Here is a 288-nt window from a genome sequence, read left to right as displayed (position 1 = left end):
CTGATAGGCAATGCTCTGGATGATGGCACCAATTCGATGGCAACAGGCTTGGTTCAGTTGATGGATACTTTTCTAGTACGCTGGAAAGACATTTATAATCATAAAAGTAAGCCGTGGCTTTCTGACCATGGTGTAGAAGAACATGACGTATTGGCGCGATTATCCGCTCGCGACTTCTGTGATTTTTATGAAGGCCTAGAGGTTGCGGCTGAAATTGCTCGCAGCGCACTGGCTTCGGAGGATGCAAAGGAGAGTGCCGAGCTATGGCACAAGCTGTTCGGCTCGAAG

1 protein-coding gene is annotated in these 288 nt (G+C 48.6%); it reads left to right on the top strand.

The genetic code is table 11. From position 1 onward, the window contains the following. Positions 1 to 288 (top strand): hypothetical protein (locus SB754_RS19830; protein WP_410784100.1); only part of this gene is annotated, 288 nt, incomplete at both ends.

This window comes from Leifsonia sp. SIMBA_070 (genome assembly GCF_046534635.1).
Classification (GTDB): Bacteria; Actinomycetota; Actinomycetes; order Actinomycetales; family Microbacteriaceae; genus Leifsonia.
This window is presented reverse-complemented; position numbering and strand designations above follow the sequence as displayed.